This window comes from Tardiphaga sp., assembly GCF_044336785.1.
Taxonomy (GTDB): Bacteria; Pseudomonadota; Alphaproteobacteria; order Rhizobiales; family Xanthobacteraceae; genus Tardiphaga.
Genome location: NZ_JBIIOT010000013.1, coordinates 20,108 through 37,151 on the forward strand (window position 1 = coordinate 20,108; position 17,044 = coordinate 37,151).

The following is a 17,044-nucleotide window of genomic DNA, read 5'->3' on the forward strand; positions in this document are numbered from 1 at the left end:
GCTATGGCGACGCCACCAGACGATAGCCGATCCCGCGCACGGCCTGCAGGAACAGCGGATTGGCCGGATCGACCTCGATCTTGCGACGCAGGCGATTGATCTGCACGTCCACCGCGCGCTCATTCACCGTGCCATCGCCGGTCAGTGCGCCGCGCGGCACTGTCTCGCCCGGCGTCTCGGCAAGAACCCGCAGCATGTCGCGCTCGCGGTCGGTGAGATGGATGATCTCCTCGCCCTGCCGCAACTCGCCGCGGGCGAGGTGATAGATGTAAGGCCCGAATTGCAGCTGCTCCGCGCGCTCGACCACCACCGGCGCGCTGCGCTTCAGGATGTTGGCGATGCGCAGAGCCAGCTCGCGCGGCTCGAACGGTTTCGACACATAGTCGTCGGCGCCGATCTGCAGGCCTTCGATGCGATCATTCGACTCCGTGCGCGCGGTCAGCATCACGATCGGCACATGCGACGAGGTGCGGATGAAGCGCGCGAGATCGAAGCCGGTCTCGCCGGGCATCATCACATCAAGAATCAGCAGGTCGAAATGCAGCCCGAGCAGTTTTGCCCGCGCTTCCTTCGCGCTGGGCGCTGTCGTGACGCGATAGCCTTCACTGGCGAGGAAGCGCGAGAGGAGATCGCGGATGCGGCGATCGTCATCCACCAGCAGCAGATGCGGCGCATCATCCGCCGGCTGCACCGGAATCTTCTTGGCGGCCTGGGCGAGTATCATCTGTTGGTCCCGTTATCCGTGCCGAGGATCACCTGCAGCACCTTGTCCGGATCGTCGCGATCGATCATGCCGCCGAGAAAACGCTTGATCGCTGCGACGTCGCCCGGCGAAAAATCCTTTAATGCACGTTCGATGCGCGTAGTTTGCAGTCCCGCCATCTGCGCCACCAGAGCTTCGCCTTTGGCGGTGGCGAAAAGAAGCCGCTGCCGACGATCCACCTCGCCGGACTTCTGCACGATATAGCCTTCGTCCAGCAATTGCTTCAGCACCCGCCCGAGCGACTGTTTGGTGATGCGCAGGACATCGAGCAGGTCCGCCACTTTCAGCCCGGGATAGCGGTGCACGAAATGCACGACCCGGTGATGCGCCCGGCCGAAGCCGAACTGGTCGAGCACATGGTCAGGATCGCCGACGAAATCGCGATAGGCGAAGAACAGCAGCTCGATAATGTCCCAGCGCAGCGGTGCAGCAGCCGCCCGCTCGGGCGCCTCCACCGGCCGCGACATGGCAGCATTGAAATTTACGTCAGCCATATTGACATATCTTGGGTTCAATCTTACAAACTTGGCCATCCCGACGAAATTTTATAACTTTGCCGGACTGGGCCATATAGGTCCGATTTGAGAACCATACCGGACTTCCGCAGACGGCCATAGCCCAGCATGGGGTAACCGGCCGGCCGGCGAAATCAGCTTTTGCGGCCGATCCGGACACGACGTAGAACAGCACACGCGGTCGCCGACGCACGGCGGGTGCCAAGCAGGAGTAAGGTCCATGGGCGTTTCATTCGACAAGGTCGATGGCGCAATCTGGCTGGATTTCGAGATCCACCACAGCCACCACGCGGTTCCCGAGGCGGAGCGCGTGGCCAAGCTCAAGGACCCCGGCTTCGGCCGTGTATTCACCGATCACATGGCAACGGTGCGCTACAGCCAGGACAAGGGCTGGCACAGCGCACGCATCGAGGCGCGTTCGAACTTCCAGCTCGATCCGGCTGCGGCCGTCCTGCACTACGCCCAGGAAATCTTCGAGGGCCTGAAGGCCTATGTCCGCGAAGACGGCGGCGTGAACCTGTTCCGCCCCGATGCGAACGCCAAGCGCTTCTGGAATTCAGCCACCCGCATGGCGATGGCGCCGCTGCCGGAGCCGGTCTTCATCGAAGCCGTCGAGCAGCTTGTCCGCATCGACCGCGCCTGGATCCCCGGCGGTGAAGGCAGCCTCTATCTGCGCCCGTTCATGATCGCGAACGAGACGTTCCTCGGCGTGAAGCCATCGTCGGAATACATCTTCGGCGTTATTGCCTCGCCGGTTGGTTCGTACTTCAAGGGCGGCCCGGCCCCGGTCTCGATCTATGCCTCGGAGAACTACACCCGCGCAGCGGTCGGCGGCACCGGCGCCGTGAAATGCGGCGGCAATTATGCGGCCAGCCTGCGTGCGCAGGCTGAGGCCATGGATCACGGCTGCGATCAGGTCGTATTCCTCGATGCGGTCGAGCGCAAATATATCGAAGAGCTCGGCGGCATGAATGTGTTCTTCGTGTTCGACGATGGCTCGCTCTCGACGCCGCCGCTCGGCACCATCCTGCCCGGCATCACGCGCGACTCCATCATCGCGCTCGCGAAGGCCGCCGGCGTGACCGTGCGTGAAGAGCTGTATTCGCTCGAGCAGTGGCGCGCCGATGCGACCAGCGGCAAGCTCAAGGAAGCCTTTGCCTGCGGCACGGCCGCAGTGATCTCGCCGATCGGCAAGGTGCGCACCACGTCGGGTGAATTCCTGATCAATGGCGGCGAAGCCGGCAAGGTCGCCATGGGTCTTCGCAAGCAGCTGGTGGATATCCAGTACGGTCGCGCGCCGGATCCGCAAAACTGGATCCGCAAGGTGTTCTAAAAAAAAGCCGCAGCTGGCAGCTGCGGCTTTTTTAATGGGCTCGCTCCTGCCAATCACTTGTCGTCACCCGGCTTGACCGGGTGCCCCAGTAGACACTGGCAGCAGTTCTAGAACCGTGACGCAGGTGTTTACTGGATCCCCGCTTTCGCGGAGATGACAGTCAGAGCCCCTTCGGCACCAGCCCCAGTCGCTCCCGCTGTGTCCAGCGCCATAGCATCACCGGCGCGACCACTGCCAACCCCGCCGCAAGCCCGATCCAGATCCCCACGCCACCAAAACCGAGCTTGAACGCGAACAACAAGCTCAACCCCATGCCAAAGCCCCAATAGCCCAATCCGGCGATGATCATCGGCACGCGCGTATCCTGCAAGCCACGCAGCATGCCGGCGCCCACCGACTGCGCGCCATCGGCGATCTGGAACACCGCCGCGCAAAACAGGAACGACATCGCCGTGTCGATGACGACGGCATTGGCGGGATTGCCAAGATCGATAAAGGCGCCGATCAGCACACGCGGCACCGCCAGCAGCAGCAAACTCATCGAGGCCATGAAGCCGACCGCCAGCACGAAAGCCGTCCAGCCAGCGCGCGTGATGCCATCGCGATCGGCAGCGCCCCTGGCAAGGCCGACACGCACGGTGGCCGCCTGGCTTAATCCCATGGGCACCATGAAGGAGATCGACGCGATCTGAATCGCAATCGCATGCGCTGCAATTGCTGCCGTTCCGAACTGTCCCATCAGGAACACCGCAGCGTTGAACACGGTGATCTCGAAAGCGAGCGTGGCGCCGATGGGCAGGCCGATCTGCCACAATTTTGCAAGGCGCGGCCAGTCGACGCGCCAAAAATTGCCGAACAGGCGATAGCGCCGAAACTTCGGATGCCACAGCACCACCGCGACGAAGATGACGAACAGGAACGTGTTCGACAGCGTGGTCGCAAGCCCCGAGCCTGCCAGTCCCATTGCGGGAAAGCCGAGATGACCGAACACCAGCACCCAATTTGCCGCGGCATTGAACAGGATCGCGACCGCTGTCACCAGCAGCGCCCATAGCGGCCGCTGCACAGCGGCCACGAAGGAGCGCAGCACGATGAAGCCGAGCGCCGGCAGAAAACCCCATTGCAGCATGCGCATGAAGCTCTGCGCATCGGCAGCCGCCTGCGCCTGCTGGCCGAACAGCAGCAGAATATCCTCGGTGTGCCACAACACGATCCAGGCCGGGATCGAGATGATCACGGCAGACCATAGGCCCTGCCGGAATGTGCGGCGCACATCGCGCACCGCATGCAGTTTGCGTCCGATCGCTTCGGCCATCATCGGCGAGGTCGCAGTGACAATGCCGATCGCGAAAATCAGGATCGCGAAATAGACGTTCACGCCAAGCGCGGATGCTGCAAGGGCGTCCGCGCTGACGCGGCCGAGCACGATCACGTCGATGGTGGTCAACGCGATCTGCGCAAGATTGGTCAGCACCAGCGGCCAACCAAGCGCAAGCGTGGCGCGGAGTTCGGCGAGCCAGAGGTGACGTGTTGATGTGTTCTGCTCGGCGGGCAGCATGGCTGTAAAAACCTTGAATGAAGAGCCCCCTCGCCCGGATCGCAAAAAAGCGATCCGACCTCTCCCCGGTGGGGAGAGGTAAGAAGAAGCGCCGTCGCTTTCACCTCTCCCCACCGGGGAGAGGTCGCCGCGTCTTCGCGGCGGGTGAGGGGCGCCGCAAGCGCGATGTTAGACCCCGCCCCGTCCCTGCAGTGCAGCAGCAGAAATCCAGAACACCTCGCCTTCGGAGTCTTCGGTATCCAGCCAGATCAGCGGCAGATCCGGAAACGCTGCGTCGACATTGTCGCGCCCGCGGCCGACCTCGCACAGCAAGCCGCCATGCGGATTGAGATGATTGCCGGCCTGATCGATGATTTTTCTCACGATATCCAAACCATCGAAGCCGCCATCGAAGGCCATCGACGGCTCGGCCAGACACTCATCCGGTAGATCGGCCATACCCTGCGCATCGACATAAGGCGGGTTGGTGATGATCAGGTCATAGGTCGTGTCGCCAAGTGGCTCGAACAGATCGCCCTTGTAGAGCGTCAGACGCTCATCGAGCCCGTAATCGATGACATTGCGCATCGCGACGGCGAGCGCTGCAGGCGACAGATCGACGGCATCGACCTGGGCATTCGGGAATGACTGCGCAGCCAGAATCGCGATGCAGCCAGAGCCGGTGCAGAGATCGAGCACGCTCTCGACCTCCATGGGATCGTCGATCAGCGAAGCGCCTTCGCCGTCATCGCCGGCAAAATGCGTATCGAGCAATTCGCCGATGAAAGAGCGTGGCACGATGGTTCGCTCATCCACATAGAACGGCAGGCCGCGCATATAGATCTTGTTGACGAGGTAAGCTGCCGGCTTCCGCGTCGTCACGCGGCGATGGATCACGTCGAGGATCTTTTTGCCCTCGGCGACGGTCACCCGCGCCATGGCAAAGCTCTCGAACTGGTCGGGATGCAGATGCAGTAGTTCGCACACGATGAAGGCTGCTTCCGACACGGGATCGGTGGTGCCATGCGCGAAAGCCAGCTTAGCCTCGATGAAGCGGCTGGTGGCGTAGCGCACATAATCCAGCAGCGTCACCAGCTCGCTTGCGCCGATCTTTGGCAACGTTGCGGCAGCGAGCTTCTTCACCGAAGCCTTGGCGTTCGTCTTGGCCTTTGCCGTCGTCTTCTTCGCAGGCGTTTTGCTCGCCTTCTTCGCAACGGTCTTCACAGTCTTCCTAGCCATCATTTGTCCCAGCGCGCCGCAGCGTCGTCATCGTCGGTTTTCGCAGCGACCCAGTCGCTGCCACCGGCGGTTTCCTCGCGCTTCCAGAACGGAGCATGCGCCTTGAGGTAGTCCATCAGAAACTCAGCGGCCTGAAACGCCGCCTGGCGATGCGCCGAAGCGGTCAGCACCACCATGATATTTTCGCCCGGCAGGATGCGACCGGTGCGATGGATGACGGTGACGCCTGTCAGCGGCCAGCGCGTCATCGCCTCCGCCGCATGGCGGCCAATCTCGGCTTCGGCCATGCCCGGATAATGTTCCAGCGTCAGCGCCGTTGTCGCATCGCTGCCGCCGCCGCGGCAGATGCCGCTGAACGTCACGACCGCGCCGATATCGGTGCGGCTGGCCGTAAGTGAAGCGATCTCGCTGTTGACGTCGAAATCGGCGGTCTGGATGCGGATGGTGACGTTGTCGGTCATGACGACATCGGCATCAGCCGCCGGTCATCGGCGGAAAGAACGCAATCTCGCGCGCGCCGGCGATCGCCGTGCCCGGCTGCACATGGGTATGGTCGATCGCCGCACGGATCACCTTCGGCGTCTCGAAGGCATGGGCATATTCCTCGCCGCGCGACGACAGCCAGGCGATCAGATCGCCGACCGTGCTTACCGTGGCCGGCGGCTCGATCACTTCTTCGGCCTTGCCGATCCGCTCGCGGACCCAGGCGAAATACATCAGCTTCATGCATCCTCCTCGAAGAGGTGGCGGACGCCGGCGCGGAAATAGTCATATCCGGTATAGAGCGTGACGATCGCCGAGATCCACAGCAGCACGATGCCCGTAAAGGTCACATAGCCGAACAGCACATCGCCCGCCTCGCCGGCGAGCAGGAAGCCGATCGCCACAAGCTGTGCCGCGGTTTTCCATTTCGCTAGCTGCGTCACGGGGACGCTGACGCGCAGGCCTGCGAGATATTCGCGCAGACCCGAGACGAGAATCTCGCGACACAGGATCACAATGGCCGCCCATAGCGTCCAGCGATTGATGGTGGCGTCGGAGGCCAGCATCAAGAGGCAGGATGCCACCAGCAGCTTGTCGGCAATCGGATCCAGCATGCGGCCAAAGGACGACTGCTGATTCCAGATCCGGGCATAATAGCCATCGAGGAAATCGGTGATTGCAGCCGCAATGAAAATGGCGACAGCTACCCAGCGCAGCCAGAGCGGCCCATCCATCGACGACTGCCAATAGATACAGCCGACCACCACCGGGACGGCGGCAATCCGGGAATAGGTCAGGATGTTCGGCAGGGTCATCGCCTTGGTCGCGGCCCGTCGTGTGGTCACTGTCATGCGTCTTACCAATACTGCCGGTGCCCGAAGGTCAACCGGTGCGAAGCGGTGCAGGCGAGTTTACCTCAAAACAGGGCGTACGAGATGCCACGTCCTGGAGAGCGCCATGCTTATCGGGCGCCCGGCTGGGGGTGGAAAAAGTCGAAAATCTTGCGCGCATTCTCGGTCGAAATGCCCGGAACCTTGCCGAGATCGCCGACGGACGCCCGCTCGATCTCTTTCAGCGTGCCGAAATGATGAAGCAGCGCCCGTTTGCGGGTCGGGCCGATGCCCGGAATTTCCTGCAGGCCGGCCTCTCTGATGTCCTTCTTGCGCAGGGTGCGGTGCGAACCGATCACGAAACGGTGCGCCTCGTCGCGCAGCCGCTGGATGAAATAAAGGACGGGATCGCGCGGCTCCAGCTTGATGGCCTCGCGGCCGGGCAAAAACAGCGTCTCACGGCCGGCATTGCGATCCGGCCCCTTGGCCACTGACATCAAAGTGACATCTGTCAGCTTCAGCTCGTCGAAAATTTCCTTGACCGCATTGAGCTGGCCGCGGCCACCGTCGATGATGACAAGGTCGGGCCACAGCGGCACATCGTCATCCTTGCGCTTCGGCGCCTCGCCTTCCGCGGGCGGCGTGAGCAGGCGCTTGAACCGGCGCTGCAGCACCTCCTTCATCATCGCGAAGTCATCGCCCGGCGTGGTCTCGGCCGACTTGATGTTGAACTTGCGATACTGATTCTTGATGAAACCATCCGGCCCGGCGACGATCATTGCGCCCACGGCATTGGTGCCCTGGATGTGGCTGTTGTCGTAGACCTCGATACGCTGCGGCACTTTCGGTAGTTGAAGCGACGTCACCAGTCCTTCGAGCAGGCGCGTCTGCGTCGCGGTATCGGCGAGCTTGCGGCCGAGCGCTTCGCGCGCATTGGTCTGCGCATGGACGATCAGCTCCTTCTTCTCGCCGCGCTGCGGCGTGATCACCTCGACCTTGAACCCGGCCTTGACGCTGAGCGCGCTGGCGAGCAGATCGCTTTCCTCGATGACATGGGACAGCAGCACCATTTTCGGCGGCGGCTTGTCCTCATAGAACTGCGCCAGGAATGAGCCGAGTACTTCCTCCGCCGTGAAGGACTTTTCGGCCTTCGGGAAATAGGCGCGATTGCCCCAGTTCTGGCCGGTGCGGAAGAAGAACACTTCCACGCAGGAATAGCCGCCCTCCTGATGGATGGCGAACACATCCGCCTCTTCCACCGTGCGCGGATTGATGCCCTGCTGTGACTGGATGGCCGAAAGCGCGGCGAGACGGTCGCGATAGAGCGCCGCGGTCTCGAAGGCGAGGTCCTCCGACGCCTTCTCCATCTCGTCGGCGAGCAGCTTCTTCACCGCGCGGCTCTTGCCGGACAGGAAGTCCGTCGCCTCGCGCACCAGCTCGGTATAGCCGGGGAAATCGACTTCATTGGTGCAAGGGCCAGAGCAGCGGCGGATTTGGTAGAGCAGGCACGGCCGCGTGCGGCTCTCGAAAAACGAGTCCGTGCATGAGCGCACGAGGAACGCGCGCTGCAAGGCGGTGATGGTGCGGTTCACCGCGCCGACCGAGGCGAACGGACCAAAATAGCGGCCGGGCCGCGACTGCGCGCCACGATGCTTGACGATCTGTGGCGCCCAGTGATCTCCGGTGATCAGGATATAAGGGAACGACTTGTCGTCGCGGAGCTGCACATTGAAGCGCGGACGAAGCTGCTTGATGAGGTTTGCTTCGAGCAGCAGCGCCTCGGTTTCCGTCGCGGTCGAAATGATCTCCACCACCGACGTCGCGGCAATCATCCGCGCGATGCGCATCACCTGACCGGTCGGGCGCGCATAGGACGACAGGCGCTTTTTGACGTTCTTGGCCTTGCCCACGTAAAGCACGTCATGGGCCGCATTGAGCATGCGGTAGACGCCCGGCGAAGTCGGCGCCAGGCGCACCGCCTGCTCGATGGCCGCGCGGCCGACAGCCAGCGTGCCTTCGACGATTTCTTCAGCGATTTCCTCGGCTTCGTCGGGAAGTGCTGCCTCGTCCTCATCCTCTGCCGGATCGGCTTCCACATCCGGCGGCGCCTGCAGGCCGGACTGGACCTGCAGCCTGTCGGCAGGCGCGGAACCGGGCTCGGTCACCGCCTCATCCGGCGCCGTCAGGGGATCGGTGGGGTCTTGAATCATGCCGCCAATCTAAGCGTTACGGCGGCCTGCTGCCAGCATCCGGCGGCATTTGGTGCGGCAGCACGGGGGCAGACTTGCGGCAGTCTTGCGACCACGCAGATTGCCCCAAGTAAGACTTTTTTAACGCCAATACAGCGCCGGCCACACGCGTTAAGACCCGCTTAATCTAAAACTCTCGATAAATCGTCTCGATAAATGATGGAATTTCGTAACCCTAAGCCTTTGTGCAGCGCACCGCTGGGGTACGGCAGTAACGCGTGTTGGAGAGTTGAGATGAGCAAGTTTGCGTTCGCGGCAGTCGCGGTCATGGTGGCTGGCACGACGGCGGCACAAGCGGCGGACCTGCCTTACCGGTCGCGCGCGCCGTATACCGTGCAGCAGCCGCTGAACGCCTATAGCTGGGCTGGCCCGTATCTGGGTGCCACCCTTGGCTATGAATGGGGCAGCGTCTCCAACAGCCCGACCAAGCCGAAGGGCATCGTCGGTGGCGCGACCGCCGGTTACAACATGCAGAGCGGCGCGATCGTGTTCGGTCTCGAAGGCGACATTTCTGCCACCGGCGCCGATGACCGTTTCGCGACCTACAAATTCTCCAATCCGTGGTTCGGCACCGTGCGCGGCCGCCTCGGTTATGCTTTCAACAATGTGCTGCTGTACGGCACCGCTGGTCTCGCATTCGGCAGCCTGGAGGCAGAAGCCAACGGCCTGCAGCAGTCGCAGACCTCGGTCGGCTGGACCGCCGGTGTCGGCGCCGAAGTCGGCATCTATCAGAACTGGACCGCCAAGATCGAATATCTCTATGTCGATCTGTCCAAGAACACCTACACGCTCACCGGTACCCTGCCCACGGACAATGCTCTGTCCTTCGGCACCGTCCGCATCGGCGTGAACTATCACTTCTGATCCGAACGCACGGATCAGAGCGCAAGCTCCAAGTTAGAAGAAACCATGACGACCTACTCCCGGCCGCTCTGCGGCCGGGATTTTTCTTGCCGTCACGCGACCGTAGGATGGGTTGAGCGAAGCGAAAACCCATCTGCCTTACGATGTGGCTGTCTCCGCCGATGGGTTGTCGCTCCGGCGCTGCGCGCCTACGCTCAACCCATCCTACGCGCTGCGCGCCTCACCCTGTAATCACCAGATCGACCGCTTTCGGGCCCTTGCCCTTCTTGTCGGGTTCGACCTCGAATGTGATCCGCTGTCCCTCAGTCAGATCCTTCAATCCCGCGCGCTCGACGGCGGTGATGTGGACGAACACATCGCGTCCACCATCATCCGGCTTGATGAAGCCATAGCCGCGCTCGCCATTGAAGAACTTGACCGTACCACTCATGCCCATCGGGAAACTCCCTCCCCGCATTGCTCCGCCGCGGTGCACTTGCACCGCGACCGACCGGACATTCACCCCTCAGAAAACTTGGCCGTTTCTTATTATGGTCTTTTGGGCCACGTCACTCCGCCGCAACCATTCGCGGAAGCGGAACGTAAAGCCAGTCATGCAACCAGCTTAGTACGGTTCCATTGAGGTGACTACCGTTTTTGGAAACGCGGCCTGAGAGTTGTCGTTTGGGTAGTTGAGGACGCTGCTAGGCCTTGACGTTTTCGAGCCGGAAGCGCGCCACGCCGCCGACGCCGAGCGGCCTTTCCAGCTGCGGCAGGATCACCCGCAGCTCGTCCTGTAGTTTCCACGGCGGATTGACGATCAGCAATCCGGTGGAGGTCAGCGGGCCATCGGCGGTTTGCGGCGCGATACTGAATTCGAGGCGGAGGCATTTGCCCGGTGTTGCCGATGACGCAATGGTCGCGGCAACGCTGCGCGCGAGATCGTCGGTGCCGCGGCGACTCTTGGCGGGATACCACAGCATGTAAATGCCGGTCGCCCATTTCGCATAAGCCTGCGCAAACACCGTCGCCAACCGCGAAAACTCGTCCTTCGCCTCGAACGGCGGATCGATCAGCACCAGGCCGCGGCGCTCATTCGGCGGCACGTAAGCGGGCAGGCCGACCCAGCCATCGATATCGACCACGCGCGCCTGCTCGTCATGGCGCAGCGCCGAGATGAGCTGCTTGCGCGCGGTTGGCTCCAGTTCGCAGCACACCATCCGATCCTGCGGGCGCATCAAGGCGCGGGCGATCAGCGGCGAGCCGGGATAGGTGGTGAGATCGCTGTCGGGATTGAAGGAGCGGACGATGTCCAGATAGGGCGCAATCAGTTTCTCGGCCGCCTCGGAGAAGCTCGACTGCATCATGCGGGCGATGCCGGTGCTCCATTCGACCGTGCGCGTCGCCTCATCGCCGGTGAGGTCATAGCGGCCGGCGCCCGCATGGGTGTCGATGATCCGGAACGGCGTCGCCTTCTCCTGCAAATGGGTCAGGATGCGGACCAGCACGAGATGCTTGATGACGTCGGCAAAATTGCCGGCATGGAAGGCGTGGCGATAATTCATGGGAGATGGAGTACGCCATGTCACGCCAACCCTCAACTTGTCATCCCCCGCGAAGGCGGGGGATCCAGTAGACACCGAATGCGCGGCTCAAGCACTTCTGCCGGTGTTTACTGGGTTGCCCGGTCAAGCCGGGCAACGACAGGAAAAGACCTACCCGCCCCTGACCGGCGGCATCACCACCTTGTCGCGGCGGCAGGCGCGGCGGTCGGTTTCCTCGCAGGCGCGGAACTGGAGATCCTTGCTCATGCAGATCCTCACCTCCTGCAGGCGATTGCGCTCGCAAGTGATGGCGATGGCGGAATGGCTGAGGCCGGGATTGACCTTGATGAAGGCCTCTTCCACCGCCTCGGGCGCGATGGTCTTGGCCTGTTGCAGGTCGATGAACTCATCCGGGATTTTCACGCCCGCACGCGCCTTGCGCGTGGTTTCAAAATAGGCGCGTGGGCCGAGGCCGGAACAGGTGCCGTGCTTGTCCCATTCGTTGAAGATCAGGCCCGGCGCCGGCATCAGGTCCAGCATCGAGGTCATGATATTGCGCGGCAACCTCGGCGCCGGGCGCTCGCAATAGTTCGGGAAGCCGCGGTCATATTGCGGCCAGAGGCCATGCACCACGAAAGCATAGGGCCGCCCGCCGCACTGCATCTGCTGATTGCGACCGGAATTCCCGCGCTCCTGCGCCGCTTCGCAAAAGGACGGCGACCAGGACAGCGACAGGACATAGAAGTCGAATTCGCCGGGGGCATTTTGCCGCCGATCTTGCGCCGACGCGTTGCTGCCCACCAGTGCGATCAGCAGAAAAATGCCGAGCGAAACGACCGACCGAAATGCCTGAACCATGACGCGCCCCACCCCTGTACTGGCGCGAGCCTAGTCAGGCCTCAAGAACAATTCAAGAACAATAGTGCGAAAGAAATAGCCCGGACGGCCGCGCCATCCGGGCCAAATACGAAATCTCAGAACTTCGCCGCGCGGCACTTCGGGTTATAGGCCCAGTCGCGATCGAGGCCGGTGACACACCATTCGACGCCATCGCCATAGCCGGCAAAGCCGCCGTCCTCGATGATCGAATAATGCACCTGGCGCTGCTTGCCATCGGTGAAGGTGGCATCGGCGCTGCAGAAACGACGCGGAATGTTATCGGAGGCCCACGGACGGAAGGCGGTCTCGCGCACATGGCTGAAGCCGGTGAATTGCAGCGAGGAATTCCAGAAATCCGCTTCCTTGTCCTTGAACTGGTAGGTGATCTTCCACAGTGCGGATTCGCAGGAGCCGACCTTGCCTTCGTAATTCGGTCCGAACAGGCCGAAATTCATCTCGAGCAGGTTGGCAGCCTGCGCGCTCGGCGCGGCGCTGAACAACGCCATGCCGGCGACAGCGGCGAAAGCAGCTTTCTTCAGGATCGAGTTGAGGGTGCGCATGGGGAATCCGCCGGCTGGATAAAAGGTTCCGGGACCGTGCCGCGAAGGCCGTGCGGGGTCAAGTGCACCGCGGCAACACCCTGCGCACAACTCCGTCAGATCATGCCGCGCGTTCTTTCCACCGTCGCCTTGGGGCTCTAAGGTGCCGCTTCGAGAATAAGGAGACGGTGATGCGGACGATTCGGCTGGCGATTTGGGCGATGGGCGTGACTGCAGCGATGAGCGGCGCGGCCGTTAGCAGTGCTTCGGCCCAATGGGTGCCTTCCTTCAAGGGCAACGACACCGGCGGCATCATCTCCACCTCGCTGATCAACCAGACCGACATTCGTGCGCTCGCCATCGACCACTGTGCGCGTTACGGCAAGGTTGTGAAATTCCTCGGCGCGCAGAACGAATATGGCGGCTACGTCTCGTTCTCCTGCCGCTGGGTGCCCTATGGCGCAAACGAGCGTCCGCTCAGCGTGAAGTATTAAAACTCCGCGGCTGTAGGATGGGTTGAGCGAAGCGATACCCATCGCTGCCAGACGCTTGCGGTGATGGGTATCGCTGACGCTCAACCCATCCTATAAGTCCTGCAAGTACAACGCGTACAAACGCGCGATAACACAAAAGACATAATCGGATGCCGTAAAGCCGGTCCCATGCGTCATCGCAACAGGATATCGGAGGCATCCCATGACTCAGCGCGCAAGCCTGATCGCTCTCACCCTCTTGTGCAGCACCGCGCCGGCATTCGCCGACAGCGTTCAAATGCCGATCCGCAAAGCGGGCTTGTGGGAATTGACCACGCAGATCACCGGCGTGTCGAAGACCGTGACACCGCCGATGGTGATGCAGCAATGCACCGATGAGACGGTCGATCGGCAGATAAACAGGATGTCGTCGGACGCGGCGAAATGCTCCAGGCAGGAGATGACGAAGTCCGGCAACAGCTATATCGGCGACAGCGTCTGCACGATCGGCGACGCCACCGTGACCAGCCATATCGACGCCACCGGTGATTTCAATTCTGCCTATACGGTGAAGACCACCGCCAAATCCACCGGCGGCAACCTGCCGCCGGACATGGTGACCACGATCCAGGCCAAATGGATCAGCGCCTGCAAGGCCGACCAGAAGCCCGGCGATATCGTGATGCCCGGCGGCATGAAGATGAACATTTCGGACATGCAGAAGATGCGCGCGGGGCAGCCGAAGTAAGCGGCTTGCGGATTTGTAGGGCGGATGAGGCGACTTGTCCGCCATAGCTCGAAGAGCGACGGCGGAAGCCGTCATCCGCCGGCCGACTGTATGTGGCGAAGAACGGCGGATGACGCTTCGCTCATCCGCCCTACGACCTCTGCCATATTCCCCCTCCCCGCATTCCCCGCTATAGATGATGGCAATCATCCAACAAGGAACGGTCGGGGAAACGACGCATGACTGAATTTACCGCATTGATGGCCGGCATGGCGCGCGCCGGCGACGGCTGGACCGTCAGCGTCAGCGACGACTGGCTGCAGGGCCGCACCGTTTATGGCGGACTCGCTTCTGCGCTCTGCATGCAGGCCGCAGTCAATGAATTCGGTGCTGTGCCGCCGCTGCGCTCGGCGCAGATTGCATTTATCGGCCCGGCCGCGGGCGCATTGCAGCTCAAGGCCAGCGTGTTGCGTCGGGGCAAATCGACCTTGTTCGCGAGCGTCGATCTCATTGGTGAAGCCGGCCTCGCGACGCGCGCGATGTTCTGTTTTGGCGCCGCGCGCGAGTCCGCATTCAGGCATGTGGCCATTGGCACGCCGGAGCTGAAGGATCCCGACACCTGCCCGAACTTCTTCCGCAACGCGCCGGCCAGCCTGAGCTTCGCGCAGCATATCGATGGGCGTTTCGTCTCGGGCTCGCCGCCCTTCAGCGGCAGCGACGATCCGCAGATGTCGCTCTGGCTGCGCCACAAGGAGGCGGGCATCGCGCCATCGCTGGTGGCATTGCTGGCGCTCGCCGATGCGCCACCACCGGCCGCCTCCGCGCGATCAAAAACGCCGTCGCCGATCTCCACCATGACCTGGGCGATCGACATGCTGACGGACGAAATCGCGACTGACGATGGCTGGTGGCTGATCCACAACGTGGCCGAGCAGATCGCGAGTGGCTATTCGAGCCAGGCGATGACGCTGTGGAATCGCAGCGGCACGCCGATCATGGCGAGCCGGCAGAATGTCGCTGTGTTCGGGTGATGGGGGCGAGCGACGACACTCAACCTGTCGTCGCCCGGCTTGACCGGGCGATCCAGTAAACACCAGCACCAGCGCTTCAAGCCGAGACGCTGGTGTCTACTGGATCCCTGCTTTCGCAGGGATGACATTTCGAGATGAATGCGGGCGCTCACACAAGAGCGCAACGACCAAAACTACTTCTTCGCCGCTGCTGCAGCTTCTGCGGCGCGTTCCACAAACGTCTTGCCGCCCTTCATCTTGTGATGCAGCGGCGCTTCGTTGATCTGGATGGTGACGGCATCGGCGGCGACGCCGAGATTCTTCACCAGCGCCTGGGTGATGTCGAGCATCATGCCCTTCTTCTGCTCGTCGGTGCGGCCGGCGGCCATGCTCACGGTGATCTCAGGCATTGGTGTCTCCCTTTTTCATTTCACGCTCATCGTAGGGCGGATGAGTGAAGCGTAATCCGCCGCCCTTCGTCCCACAAGCTCGGCCGGCGGATGACGGCTTCCGCCGTCGCTCTTCGAGCTATGGCGGACAAGTCGCCTCATCCTCCCTACGCGCTCCAGCTCACGCCGTGCTTGGCAAGCAGCATCTGAACGGCGCTGACCAGATCCGTTTCCGCGATCTCGATCTGCGCCTCGGCCTGTTTCGCAAGATATTCCTCGCGATCCTTGATCTCGGTGAGACCGGCGCCGGCGATCAGGTCCTTGATCTGCAGCTTGCCCGCGGCGCGCTCATCCGAACCCTGGATGATCGCGAGCGGTGAGTTGCGCTTGTCGGCATATTTCATCTGCTGACCAAGCGCATGCTTGGGATTGCCGAGATACAGCTCGGCGCGGATGCCGGCATTGCGCAGTTTTGCGACCATCGCCTGATAATCCGCGATCTCGCCGCCGAACACGGTGACGACAACGGGACCGGGCTGCTGCCTGGTGTCGATCTTGCCGAGCAGTGTCAGCGCGGCCTGCAGGCGCGAGACGCCGATGGAGAAGCCTGTCGCCGGCACCGGCTCGCCGCGGAAGCGCGAGACGAGGCCATCATAGCGACCACCGCCACCGACCGAGCCGAAGCGCACCGGGCGCCCTTTCTCGTCCTTGGTCTCGAGCGTGAGCTCAACTTCGTAGACGGGGCCGGTATAATATTCGAGACCGCGTACAACCGAGGGATCGATCTTGATGCGATCTTCGCCATAGCCGGCTGCGGTGATCAGCTTCGCGATCTCGTCGAGTTCAGCCCGGCCCTGCTTGTAGGCTTCGGAGCTATCGAGCTTTGCGGTCGGCGCACTCGTCGCGTCGAGACTGCGCAGCACCGTTTCGGAATCGTCTGCTGAAAGCCCGGCGCCCTTCGTAAAGTCGCCCTTGCCTTCCTCACCGCCATCCCAACGACCGGGGCCGAGCAGCTTCTTGATCTCGTCGACGGGAAACTTGTCCATCTTGTCGATGGCGCGCAGCACCGTAAGACGACGGCCGGCCTGATCGTCACCGCCAAGACCGATGCTCTCCATCACGCCGTCGAGCACTTTGCGATTGTTCACGCGCACCACGTAAGAGCCGCGTGGAATGCCCAAAGCTTCCATCGTGTCGGCGGCCATCATGCACATCTCGGCATCGGCTGCCGGCGAGCCGGAGCCCACCGTATCGGCGTCGAACTGCATGAACTGACGGAAGCGACCGGGACCCGGCTTCTCGTTGCGATAGACGTAACCCGCGCGGTAGCTGCGATACGGTTTTGGCAGCGCGTCCCAGTGCTCGGCGACATAGCGCGCGAGCGGCGCCGTCAGATCGTAGCGCAGCGAGATCCACTGCTCGTCATCGTCCTGGAACGAGAACACGCCCTCATTCGGCCGGTCCTGATCGGGCAGGAATTTGCCGAGCGCGTCGGTGAATTCCATGGTCGGCGTCTCGACCGGCTCGAAGCCGTAGCGCTCATAGACCTCGCGGATGGTGTCGGTCATGCGGCGCGTGGCGGCGATGTCTGCCGGGCCACGGTCGCCAAGGCCACGCGGCAGGCGCGCGCGGAGTTTTTGCGGTTTTTTGGGTTTGGCCGATTTTTCAGAAGTGTCTCGCATGCGCGGGTG

Annotated in this window: 18 protein-coding genes and 1 pseudogene; 5 read left to right on the top strand and 14 right to left on the bottom strand. The window is 62.4% G+C overall.

Features of this window, described 5'->3' with window-relative positions; all coding sequences use genetic code 11:
* Position 1: 1 nt before the first annotated feature.
* Both ACIQ2A_RS06185 and ACIQ2A_RS06190 read right to left on the bottom strand, forming a co-directional pair.
* Positions 2-724 (bottom strand): response regulator, encoded by a 723-nt coding sequence (locus ACIQ2A_RS06185; protein ID WP_398476903.1) that lies wholly within the window; start codon positions 722-724, stop codon positions 2-4.
* The gene (locus ACIQ2A_RS06190) at positions 721-1,257 is read right to left on the bottom strand and encodes a MarR family winged helix-turn-helix transcriptional regulator (RefSeq protein WP_398476905.1); all 537 of its coding nucleotides are present in this window, start codon (positions 1,255-1,257) and stop codon (positions 721-723) included. The genes ACIQ2A_RS06185 and ACIQ2A_RS06190 overlap by 4 nt, the downstream gene beginning before the upstream one ends.
* 241 nt (positions 1,258-1,498) lie before the next feature.
* On the opposite strand from ACIQ2A_RS06190, the gene ACIQ2A_RS06195 reads away from it, so the two are divergent.
* The gene (locus ACIQ2A_RS06195) at positions 1,499-2,611 is read left to right on the top strand and encodes a branched-chain amino acid aminotransferase (RefSeq protein WP_398476907.1); all 1,113 of its coding nucleotides are present in this window, start codon (positions 1,499-1,501) and stop codon (positions 2,609-2,611) included.
* Between the two features lie 160 nt (positions 2,612-2,771).
* Here ACIQ2A_RS06195 and ACIQ2A_RS06200 read toward each other — a convergent pair whose 3' ends face one another.
* The 6 genes and pseudogenes from ACIQ2A_RS06200 to uvrC form a co-directional block, all read right to left on the bottom strand.
* Positions 2,772-4,169: an MATE family efflux transporter gene (locus tag ACIQ2A_RS06200; RefSeq protein WP_398476910.1), complete on the bottom strand. Its 1,398-nt coding sequence runs from the start codon at positions 4,167-4,169 to the stop codon at positions 2,772-2,774.
* A gap of 168 nt (positions 4,170-4,337) precedes the next feature.
* Positions 4,338-5,387, bottom strand: coding sequence for a 50S ribosomal protein L3 N(5)-glutamine methyltransferase (prmB, locus tag ACIQ2A_RS06205; RefSeq protein WP_398476912.1), 1,050 nt, complete (start codon positions 5,385-5,387; stop codon positions 4,338-4,340).
* On the bottom strand, positions 5,387-5,848 hold the full coding sequence (locus ACIQ2A_RS06210) for a molybdenum cofactor biosynthesis protein MoaE (RefSeq protein WP_398476914.1): 462 nt from the start codon (positions 5,846-5,848) through the stop codon (positions 5,387-5,389). Before ACIQ2A_RS06210 ends, prmB begins: the two co-directional genes overlap by 1 nt.
* A gap of 13 nt (positions 5,849-5,861) precedes the next feature.
* On the bottom strand, positions 5,862-6,113 hold the full coding sequence (gene moaD, locus ACIQ2A_RS06215; protein ID WP_398476916.1) for a molybdopterin converting factor subunit 1: 252 nt from the start codon (positions 6,111-6,113) through the stop codon (positions 5,862-5,864).
* Positions 6,110-6,721: a CDP-diacylglycerol--glycerol-3-phosphate 3-phosphatidyltransferase gene (gene pgsA / locus ACIQ2A_RS06220; protein ID WP_398476918.1), complete on the bottom strand. Its 612-nt coding sequence runs from the start codon at positions 6,719-6,721 to the stop codon at positions 6,110-6,112. The genes moaD and pgsA overlap by 4 nt, the downstream gene beginning before the upstream one ends.
* A 110-nt stretch (positions 6,722-6,831) precedes the next feature.
* Positions 6,832-8,778: pseudogene (uvrC, locus tag ACIQ2A_RS06225) on the bottom strand (excinuclease ABC subunit UvrC); the annotation flags it as partial.
* A 405-nt stretch (positions 8,779-9,183) separates the two neighbouring features.
* Here uvrC and ACIQ2A_RS06230 point away from each other — a divergent pair.
* On the top strand, positions 9,184-9,813 hold the full coding sequence (locus tag ACIQ2A_RS06230) for an outer membrane protein (protein WP_398476920.1): 630 nt from the start codon (positions 9,184-9,186) through the stop codon (positions 9,811-9,813).
* A 220-nt stretch (positions 9,814-10,033) separates the two neighbouring features.
* On the opposite strand, the gene ACIQ2A_RS06235 is transcribed toward ACIQ2A_RS06230, so the two are convergent.
* The 4 genes from ACIQ2A_RS06235 to ACIQ2A_RS06250 all read right to left on the bottom strand — a co-directional run bounded on the left by ACIQ2A_RS06235 (position 10,034) and on the right by ACIQ2A_RS06250 (position 12,775).
* Entirely contained in the window at positions 10,034-10,249 is a 216-nt protein-coding gene (locus ACIQ2A_RS06235; protein ID WP_398476922.1) for a cold-shock protein, read from the bottom strand.
* Between the two features lie 247 nt (positions 10,250-10,496).
* Positions 10,497-11,357: a 23S rRNA (adenine(2030)-N(6))-methyltransferase RlmJ gene (locus ACIQ2A_RS06240; protein ID WP_398477009.1), complete on the bottom strand. Its 861-nt coding sequence runs from the start codon at positions 11,355-11,357 to the stop codon at positions 10,497-10,499.
* Positions 11,358-11,507: 150 nt separating this feature from the next.
* Positions 11,508-12,194, bottom strand: a complete 687-nt coding sequence (locus ACIQ2A_RS06245; RefSeq protein WP_398476924.1) for a ribonuclease T — start codon at positions 12,192-12,194, stop codon at positions 11,508-11,510.
* Between the two features lie 116 nt (positions 12,195-12,310).
* Positions 12,311-12,775, bottom strand: coding sequence for a hypothetical protein (locus ACIQ2A_RS06250; RefSeq protein WP_398476926.1), 465 nt, complete (start codon positions 12,773-12,775; stop codon positions 12,311-12,313).
* 170 nt (positions 12,776-12,945) lie between these two features.
* Here ACIQ2A_RS06250 and ACIQ2A_RS06255 point away from each other — a divergent pair, with 170 nt between their 5' ends.
* From ACIQ2A_RS06255 to ACIQ2A_RS06265, 3 genes are all read left to right on the top strand, one after another.
* Entirely contained in the window at positions 12,946-13,248 is a 303-nt protein-coding gene (locus ACIQ2A_RS06255; RefSeq protein ID WP_398476928.1) for a hypothetical protein, read from the top strand.
* 202 nt (positions 13,249-13,450) lie between these two features.
* Complete coding sequence (locus tag ACIQ2A_RS06260) at positions 13,451-13,975, top strand: DUF3617 domain-containing protein (RefSeq protein WP_398476931.1); 525 nt, start codon at positions 13,451-13,453, stop codon at positions 13,973-13,975.
* A 218-nt stretch (positions 13,976-14,193) separates the two neighbouring features.
* The gene (locus tag ACIQ2A_RS06265; RefSeq protein WP_398476933.1) at positions 14,194-14,985 is read left to right on the top strand and encodes an acyl-CoA thioesterase; all 792 of its coding nucleotides are present in this window, start codon (positions 14,194-14,196) and stop codon (positions 14,983-14,985) included.
* Positions 14,986-15,158: 173 nt separating this feature from the next.
* Here the strand turns inward: ACIQ2A_RS06265 and ACIQ2A_RS06270 are convergent, their stop codons facing one another.
* On the bottom strand, positions 15,159-15,374 hold the full coding sequence (locus tag ACIQ2A_RS06270; RefSeq protein WP_233024874.1) for a tautomerase family protein: 216 nt from the start codon (positions 15,372-15,374) through the stop codon (positions 15,159-15,161).
* Positions 15,375-15,520: 146 nt separating this feature from the next.
* Entirely contained in the window at positions 15,521-17,035 is a 1,515-nt protein-coding gene (gene hisS, locus ACIQ2A_RS06275; RefSeq protein WP_398476936.1) for a histidine--tRNA ligase, read from the bottom strand.
* Between the last annotated feature and the right edge of the window lie 9 nt (positions 17,036-17,044).